Genomic DNA, 7,992 nt, shown 5'->3' on the forward strand with positions numbered 1-7,992 from the left:
TTGTGTTCCACCGCCACGTCTCTCGGGGCGGCGGGGGGGCGCGGGGGGGCGGGGGGGGGCGGGGGGGGGGCCCGCCCGCCGGGGGCGGCCCCCCCGGGCCGGGGGGGGGGGCCCCCCGCCACCCGCCGGCCGGCCCGAGGCGGCCTCCGCCCCGCCGGCGGCCCAGGGACCGGCGGTCGACCCGGCCGCGGCGCTCCAGCGCATGTACGTCGACACGAGCCCGTGCAGTTCGGCGCATCTGAGCCTGAACGCGGAGGTGCTGGGGCCCGAGCGGATGCTGTTCGGTACCGACTCACCACCGTTGGCCGTGCCGCTGGAGGAGCAGATCCGCATGATCGAGAAGCTGCCGATCGACCGGGCGTCGCAGCAGCTCGTCCTCGGTGGCAACGCCGAGGCCGTCTTCGACCTCAGGAGTCGTCCGTGACCACCACGCAAGAGGCCGTCACCGCGGCCGAACGCTGCACCCCGGAGTTCCGGCGGGACCCGCACACGGTCTACGCCCATCTCCGCGACGCGGCCCCGGTCTGCCCCATGAGACCGCCGCACGGCAACGAGACGTACCTGATCACCCGGTACGAGGACGCGCGGGCCGCCCTGGCGGATCCGCGGTTGAGCAAGGACATGTACGGGGCCATGGACGCCTACCGGAGGATCTTCGGTGATTCGTCCGTCGCGCTGGACGACAACATGCTCAACTCCGACGGGCCCAAGCACACGCGGCTGCGCAGGCTGGTCAACTCCGCGTTCACCCTGCGGCGGGTGGAGGCTCTGCGGCCGAAGATCCAGGACATCGTCCGGGGCCTGCTCGACGAGTGCCCGGCCCGGGAGCCCTTCGACCTGTTGCCGGTCTTCGCGTTCCCGCTACCGATCATCGTGATCTGCGATCTGCTCGGTGTACCGCCCCAGGAGCGGTCGTGGATGCAGGACCTGTCCTACGCGGTGGCTCGGAGCGGCTTCGATGAGGAGGCCAGGCGGGCCCAGCAGCAGGCGGAGAAGGATCTGCACGCGTACTTCTCGGATCTCGTCGCCGCCAAGCGGAGGCGTCCGGGTGACGATCTCCTGAGCGCGCTCACCGCGGTCCGGGACGACGGCGGCGGGCTGACCGAGAACGAGCTGGTCTCCACGGCGTTCCTGCTGATGTTCGCGGGGCACAAGACGACCGCGTACCTGATCGGCAACGCCGTGCATCACCTCCTGTCCCATCCCGAACAGCTGCGCGCCGTGCGGGAGAACGGGGAGCTGACGCGTGCCGCGGTCGAGGAACTGGTGCGCTACGACACCTCCGTGGAGAGCGCGACGTTCCGTTACGCGACCGAGGACGTGGAGTACAGCGGGACCCGGATTCCCAAGGGCGCCCTGGTCCAGGTCGCGATCAGTTCCGCCAACCGCGATCCGCTGAAGTTCGACGCCGCGGACGAGTTGAACGTGATGCGTCCGGGCAATGCACAGGACGCGCATCTGGGGTTCGGGCACGGCAGCCACTACTGCCTGGGAGCCCCGCTGGCCCGGCTGGAGATGCAGCTGGCGCTCACCATCCTGTTCGACCGCTTCCCGAGGATGGCTTTGGCCGACCCCCGCGCCGAGACGCGGTGGCTGGAGGTTCCCTTCCCGGCCTTCCGCGGCCTCGCGGAGCTTCCGGTCGTGCTCGACCCTGCCGGGTGACCGACGCGCAGGGGGGCGGACTGTCGCTGGTCGGCTGTCCGCCCCCCGATCGAGCCGGTCGTGGTGCGGGTCCGTCGATCCAGACGGACCACGGCAGCACGGGAGGGCTGGTCAGGCGGTGATGCCGGAGCCGGCGTTCTTGCGGCGGCGCACCACGAACACGGCGCCCGCGCCGACGGCGACGGCGGCACCGCCCGCCGAAGCGATCACCGGCAGCGCGGAGCTGGACCCGGTGGAGGCGAGGTGGCCCTGCGGGTCGATCTGGGTGTTGCCGGACGGCTTGCCGGGCAGCGGCTTGCTGCCGCCCTGAGGCTTGGAGTCGCCGGGTTCGCCCGGGGCGGAGCCGGCGGCAAGGATGTCGAACTCGTAGTAGCTGTCATCGCCGGAGAAGACGCAGTTGCCCTTGTCGTCGGCGTACATGCCGATACTGATGGCGAAGCCGAGACCGGCCGGGGCCTTCTTGTCCACGGCCAGGCGAAGGTCGAGGGAGAACGACTCGTGTGCCTTGACGTCGGTGTAGCCGAGGTAGCCGGCGCCCTCGTCGTTCTCGTCCAGCGAGATGTCGGTCCACTTGCCCGAGGCCGGGTCCTTGAACTGCAGGGTGAGGTGGCTGGTGTCGACGAAGAAGTCGTCCTCGTCGACCTGGGCGGCGAACAGGCCGAGGTCGACACGCTGGTAGGCGCGGTCGCCGTCGTTGCTGACGTTCAGCTTGAAGCCGTGGAAGCCGCTGCCCGCCACGATCTTCGACGGCAGGCCGGAGAGAGTGGTGCGCAGGCTCTTGTCGATCTTCGGGTCGTCGCTGTTGCACTCCACCGGACCCGGCGTCGCCGACGCGGAAGCCGAGGGGGAGGGGGAGGCGGAGCCGGTCGCCGGTGCGGAGACGGTCGGCGTGGCCGACGCGGAGGCGGCCGGGGTCGACTCGTCGGCCGCCGGGGTGGTGTCCTCTGCGGCCGGGGTCGACTCGTCCGCCGCGGGGGTGGACTCGTCGTCGGTCACGGTGGTCTCGCTGCTGACCGTGGGCGACGGGTCGTCGTCCGTCGCATACGCGGTCGGGGCCGCGAGCAGAACGGCCGGGGCGATCGCGGCCGTCGCGGCGGCGAGGGCCAGGGAACGGCGAAGCTTCATGCGAACCTCAGAGACGAGAAGGACTGGCATATACGCAAAGAAGACCCCCAGTGGACGTAAAGGGTTGCCCAAAGCCTCACGCCTTCTTTATGTGACACGCATCTCATATACGCGGCGTGCTGCAAGCGGCCGGCCCATGGGACTCGGTCGACGCTCATCGCAGGGACGGGAGCAGCTGCGGATTCCTCATCCCCGGAACTGACCGCGTACATGGACGAGTCGGCCGTCCACGGACCTGCCGTGGACCGCGGCGTCGTCCCGCTCGCCTACGCCGTCGATGTCCTGTCGGCACACCCGCTGCCGGAGCGACTGCATTTCGAGCTCCCATCTCGCTCGGCGGCCGAGCGGATCGCCGAGGATCTGCGGCACCGGGAAGATCGCATCATCGAGTGGGACTTCACGCCGGAGCGCCTGGATCAAATGCGCCGGAACGCCGCGCCGACGCGGGCCGGCTGTTGCGCCGGTACGTAGGGCACATCCTGGAGCGCGGAGGCCAACCACCGATGTCGTGAAGGTATCCGAGAGGTCCGGACATGCGTGTGCCGTTCGGCTCACGTGTCGACGTGGGCGCCGCTCAACTGCAGTGAGGAGTGGTGGCAGCCCGTTCGTGGACGACGCAGAGCGCCGCGGCGCCGACCGCCAGGATCGTGGCGGTGTACGAGCAGACCTCGGGCACGGGCTCAAGCACGCCGACGAGACGGGGTACAGCCTCGGTGAGTACGGCCGCGTACGCCGTCGTGGCGGCCGTGGCCGGAAGCCGGACGGATCCTTCATCACGGTGCGGCAATGGCGGATCCCCGCCGAGGAACGTCGCCGGGGCCGGAGGGAGCATGAGCACGGTGCAGCCCCCAAGAGCGGCACAGCCGATGACGACGTTCACACGGGCACTCCTCGGGCCCGGCGACGAAGCGCCGACCGGGCCTCCCGGCTCACCCTGGGCGAGATCGTAGCTGCCGGCTGCGCTTGTCCGAAGGTGTGAATCTCACGAACAGGGTGCCGTGAGCGTCGTTCGCACTCCCGTATCAGCCCTTGTGGCGCCCGCCGTGCTCCTTCTTCCCGGCCTTCTCCTGTGGCCGCTGTCGGGGCTGTTGCTCCGGGGTGCCGGTGTCGGCGGGAACGGTCTCGCCCGGAGGCTGCGCGGAGGGGACGCCGGTACCCGCGGCCGAGCTGGGAGTCGTGGTGGGCGGTGCGTCGGGGACGGATGTATTCGCCGACCCGGAACCCGCGGTGAACCAGATCGCGCCGGCCGCTGTGGCGGCCAGGAAGAGTACGGCTGCGGCCACGGCGCCCACCGCCTTCGGCCGATGTGTGCCGCGGGTGCGTGGCGCGGTCCTGCGATCGCGGCGGGCTGTGACACGTGCGCCCGAGGCGGGCAGCCCGTATACGGTCGCCGGCCCCGGCTCGGTGAGTGGACGGCCGGCCGCCTTTCCTCCCGTGGGTCTGCTTTGGCCGGACATGAAGGGCCGTTGCCGTGCAGAGTAGAGCGCGGGGGCGCCGAACTCCTGTGGCACGGCGGCCGGGAGCGGTTCGGGGTGGCCTCGCCAGAAGTCGGCGTCGAACCAGTCGGCGACCTGTTGGGCGGTGGGCCGCGCCTCGGGCTTCTTGGCCAGCATGCCGAGCAGGTAGTTCTCGAAAGCCGGTGGCAGCGCAATACCGAGGTGGCGCGGCGGGGTGGCCGCGGTATCGAGGTGGTGGTGGAGGACGGCGATGGCGCTGTCGGCCTGGAACGGCGGTCGGCCGGCGAGGAGTTGGTAGAGCACGCAGCCCAACGCGTAGACGTCGGAGGCGGGTCCGGCGGGTTGCCCCAGGGCACGCTCGGGGGCGAGGTACAGGCTGGTGCCGACGACCTGACCGGTAGCGGTCAGCCCGGGCCCGGGATCGTCGAGGAAGCGGGCGATGCCGAAGTCGCCGATCTTGACGGTACCGTCGACATGGAGGAGCAGGTTGCCGGGTTTGATGTCCCGGTGCACGATGCCCTGCCGGTGGGCGGCGGCGAGGCCGGCGGCCGCCTGGGCGGCGATGCGGGCCACCTGCTCGGCGGGCAGGCGGCCCGCCATGGACAGCATCCGGGTGAGGGTGTCGCCCTCCACCAGTTCCATCACCAGGAACAACCGGTCTTCGTGTGCCCCGAAGTCGTGGACCCTCACCACATGAGGGTGGTTGAGCGAACCCGCCGTCTGCGCCTCCAGACGGAAGCGGGCAGCGGAGGTGGGATCGGCACCCTGGGCCAGCAGGAGCTTGACGGCCACGTCCGTGCCGAGCACCTCGTCCCGTGCCCGCCAGACCTCGCCCATCGCTCCCCGCCCGATTGCGGTGTGCAACCGATACCGACCCGCTAACAGCACCTGGGCTTCCATCCTCACGCCGAGCCGCTCCTGATCGCCGCAGCCCGCAGCCGCGCGCAAGACGGGGCGATGACAGAGGACTGCAACGTCCTCAGCCTACTGGTCCGGTGACGGCGCGCCGATCCGCGTCGGCGACCTCGGGGCCAACCCCCAGTCCTCGCATGTCCGAGGTCCGCACCCCGGATACCGTCGGGCTCCGATGCCGTGGACGTCCCACTTGGGTTTCCGCCTTCCGTCGACGCTGCCGAGTGGGCGTGGGGCCGCCCCGTGTCCTGGCGCGCCCGTCGTGGTCCGTCCTCGCACTGCCGGCCGCCGTCGTCCGGCCATTCGCTGTGGAGCCGGATCCGCCACTCCGCGTGGCCTGCACTGGGTCGGGCCGAGGACCATGGGCTGGTCGTGGGACTGCTGCCCCGGCTGTCGGAGCTGATCCTGACCGCCTCCGCCCGCCCTGGCTGCCATCGCGGTGTGGGCGAGGCCGCCGGAGGCCGGGGCGGTGCCTCCGCCATCACAGGCCTGGCAACTGCTGGGCGCCCAGGCACAGGCGTCCGGACAGGGACGAATCGTGGCCGAGTACTTCGATGTCGGCCGCAGCCGGACCGTGCCCTGGGCCCGCAGGCCGCAAGCAGCAGCGCTCCTCGCCGCGATGGCAGCCAGCGCAGGCGGAGGCGGTCATCGTCGGATCCAGCGAACGCGCCTTCTACGGCGACCAGTTCGCCACCATGGCCCCGCTCTTCGAACACTACGGAGTCGAGATGTGGGTACCGGAACTGGGCGGCGCGATCGACCCGCCGATCGCCGACCAGGAAGACCCCATGATGGTCCACACGTGCCGGCACATGAAGGAGGGAGCCAGAAGCCTGCCGACACGGCAGAACACCGACACCCGGCCGGGAGCCGGAGGCGGGTGCCGGTCCGCCCTGCCCGCAAAACGGGCCTCAGGGGGCAATGGTGTGTCCGAGGAGAGACGGCCGCTGACGACACGGCTGTGGTGGCGCAAGGGCGACTCCAGCTGCAGGGTCTGTCGAATACCGCGACCGTGCGGTAAGGCAGCGATGGCCGACTTCCAGGCCTGCGGCCCGAGTCGGTGTAGGCGAAGGCGCCACGGTGGCGGACGTGAAGGTCCGTCATGAGAGCGTGGCGGGCATCCCGACTGGTGAACTGTGCGGCTCCGGCTCGCTGCGACTGGGGGGCCGTTGGCCGTCGTCGGCATCTCCAGGTGCGGGTGCAACGGCCCCTCGTCGACGGACGGCCGGCTCTCCTCCGGCGGTCCCTGCCCAGACGTCCTCACGCGCCGGCGTCCTTCGGCTCCGAAGGACGCCGGCGCGTGAGGTGTGCGGCTTACCGGTAGCCGTTCCAGTAGTGCTCGGAGCCCGGGCAGAAGTGGTACGTGTTGTTGGCCCAGACCGCCCTGCCGTTGGCCCAGATCACCAGGTTCCCGTCAGCCTGGAGGATGGCCCAGGCGTTCGAGCTCCAGCTGGCGGACTGCCAGTCGTTGCCCTCCACGACCGAGCCGTTGAGCTGCTGCCAGTCGCCGTAGTGGGCCAGGTTGCCGTCGTGCCAGAACACCAACTTCCCACCGACGGCATTCCACTTGTTCGTGCCGGTCGCCCACACCGGGGTCCCTGCACTGACCCACTTGTTCAGGCCGTAGGACCAGCCGCTGTTCAGGCAGTACTGCACCAGGTTGCCGTCGTTCTGGACCGTGATCTTCTCGTCACGGGTCCAGAGACTCTGGTTGGTGGTGTACGCGTGGTCGATCCCTAGCGTGGTCTGGTGCGGGCAGGCGTCGCCGTTCGGATCGGAGCTGAGGTGGTCGCAGACGAAGCTGGTGGCCGACGCGGTGCCCACACCGACGCCGGTGGCGACGCCGAAGCTGAGCAGTGCTCCCACAGCCGCGACGATCGCGGCCAGCCTGTGGTGAAGTCTCATGGATTCCCCCTGAGTGTGGAAGGTGCAGTGCGCCGTGGTCGATGGCGCACCAGAACGCTATGACGGCTGCGACTGGTGCGAAGTACCTGTCTGCACCGTGAAGCGGTCCCTCCGGTGCCGATCTGCACAGCGAGCCGTGTTGTGCTCCTGCCAGCGCCTGCCTGCTCTGCGACCGAACCGACTTGCGAGTCTCTCGGGGCGCTGTGCCCGGCCCTGCCCGCGACGGTGCGGGTGTACGTCATCGAGGGCCCGCCGCGGGTTCGCGGCCAACTGCTCGGGAAACTGCCCGATGTGGCCGAAGGCGCGTGGATCGTGCCGTGCCCGGTGTACGCCGACCACCTCTTCATGCTTGCGCCCGGTGACAGCGCACCGGCCCCGGTCTGGCCCCCCGAGCCGGCGGCCGCCTGCTGGATCGGAGAGAGCAGTGCCGTGCCCCTGCGGGAGACCGCCACCGGCTATGTCCAGGCGTTCCATGCTCTCGCCGCCGCACGCGGCCGCCCCGAACGGCACCGCCTGAAGAAGGCGCCTTACGGACACAGGCCCAGGACCGGGTACGGGCGCAGATCGTGCTGCACGCCGCCCGGGAGCTGGGCAACGCGCGCATCGCCCGCGAAACGGGAGTGCGCCTGGACACCGTGCGCACCCGGCGGATCCGCTTTGCCGACGGCGTCCCGCCCGCCCCGGCCGACGGCAAACGCTCCTGACGGACGTCTTCACCTCCCGCGCCGTCGGCAGGCGCGGCTGTCGGCCCATGACGAGGAGAGCTTCTTCGGGCGCTCCTGGCAATTGTGGCGGGCACGTGATGAAGAAGGGGAACCGGGCTTGGGATTCACCCATCTAGTAGGACTCCGTTAGGTCTGTCTCGCGGCACTGTTCGGGGGCATGCTGGAGGCGTGGACGCACATGAAGTGAACCGTGCTCGGGCGAAGTT

The 7,992-nt window shown here is 70.5% G+C and carries 8 protein-coding genes; 4 read left to right on the plus strand and 4 right to left on the minus strand.

Annotation, left to right across the window (positions count from 1 at the left end; translation table 11 throughout):
• Together ACIRR9_RS55530 and ACIRR9_RS55535 are read left to right on the plus strand one after the other, a co-directional pair.
• The coding region (locus tag ACIRR9_RS55530; RefSeq protein WP_403769603.1) for an amidohydrolase family protein at positions 1-424 on the plus strand (424 nt) is incomplete at its 5' end.
• Positions 421-1,662 (plus strand): cytochrome P450, encoded by a 1,242-nt coding sequence (locus ACIRR9_RS55535; RefSeq protein WP_403769605.1) that lies wholly within the window; start codon positions 421-423, stop codon positions 1,660-1,662. The genes ACIRR9_RS55530 and ACIRR9_RS55535, both read left to right, overlap by 4 nt.
• 111 nt (positions 1,663-1,773) lie before the next feature.
• Here ACIRR9_RS55535 and ACIRR9_RS55540 read toward each other — a convergent pair whose 3' ends face one another.
• Positions 1,774-2,787, minus strand: a complete 1,014-nt coding sequence (locus tag ACIRR9_RS55540) for an LAETG motif-containing sortase-dependent surface protein (protein WP_403769608.1) — start codon at positions 2,785-2,787, stop codon at positions 1,774-1,776.
• A 240-nt stretch (positions 2,788-3,027) separates the two neighbouring features.
• Between ACIRR9_RS55540 and ACIRR9_RS55545 the strand changes: the two genes are divergently transcribed.
• A complete protein-coding gene (locus ACIRR9_RS55545) occupies positions 3,028-3,258 on the plus strand; it encodes a hypothetical protein (RefSeq protein WP_403769611.1) in 231 nt (76 codons plus the stop codon).
• A gap of 103 nt (positions 3,259-3,361) precedes the next feature.
• On the opposite strand, the gene ACIRR9_RS55550 is transcribed toward ACIRR9_RS55545, so the two are convergent.
• The 3 genes from ACIRR9_RS55550 to ACIRR9_RS55560 form a co-directional block, all read right to left on the minus strand.
• On the minus strand, positions 3,362-3,667 hold the full coding sequence (locus ACIRR9_RS55550) for a hypothetical protein (RefSeq protein ID WP_403769614.1): 306 nt from the start codon (positions 3,665-3,667) through the stop codon (positions 3,362-3,364).
• A gap of 142 nt (positions 3,668-3,809) precedes the next feature.
• On the minus strand, positions 3,810-5,081 hold the full coding sequence (locus tag ACIRR9_RS55555) for a protein kinase (protein WP_403769617.1): 1,272 nt from the start codon (positions 5,079-5,081) through the stop codon (positions 3,810-3,812).
• Between the two features lie 1,389 nt (positions 5,082-6,470).
• The gene (locus ACIRR9_RS55560; RefSeq protein ID WP_365340313.1) at positions 6,471-7,061 is read right to left on the minus strand and encodes a hypothetical protein; all 591 of its coding nucleotides are present in this window, start codon (positions 7,059-7,061) and stop codon (positions 6,471-6,473) included.
• A 566-nt stretch (positions 7,062-7,627) separates the two neighbouring features.
• Between ACIRR9_RS55560 and ACIRR9_RS55565 the strand changes: the two genes are divergently transcribed.
• The gene (locus ACIRR9_RS55565; protein ID WP_403769620.1) at positions 7,628-7,765 is read left to right on the plus strand and encodes a hypothetical protein; all 138 of its coding nucleotides are present in this window, start codon (positions 7,628-7,630) and stop codon (positions 7,763-7,765) included.
• Positions 7,766-7,992 lie beyond the last annotated feature (227 nt).

The organism is Streptomyces sp. NPDC101234, assembly GCF_044767525.1.
GTDB classification, from domain to species: Bacteria; Actinomycetota; Actinomycetes; order Streptomycetales; family Streptomycetaceae; genus Streptomyces; species Streptomyces sasae.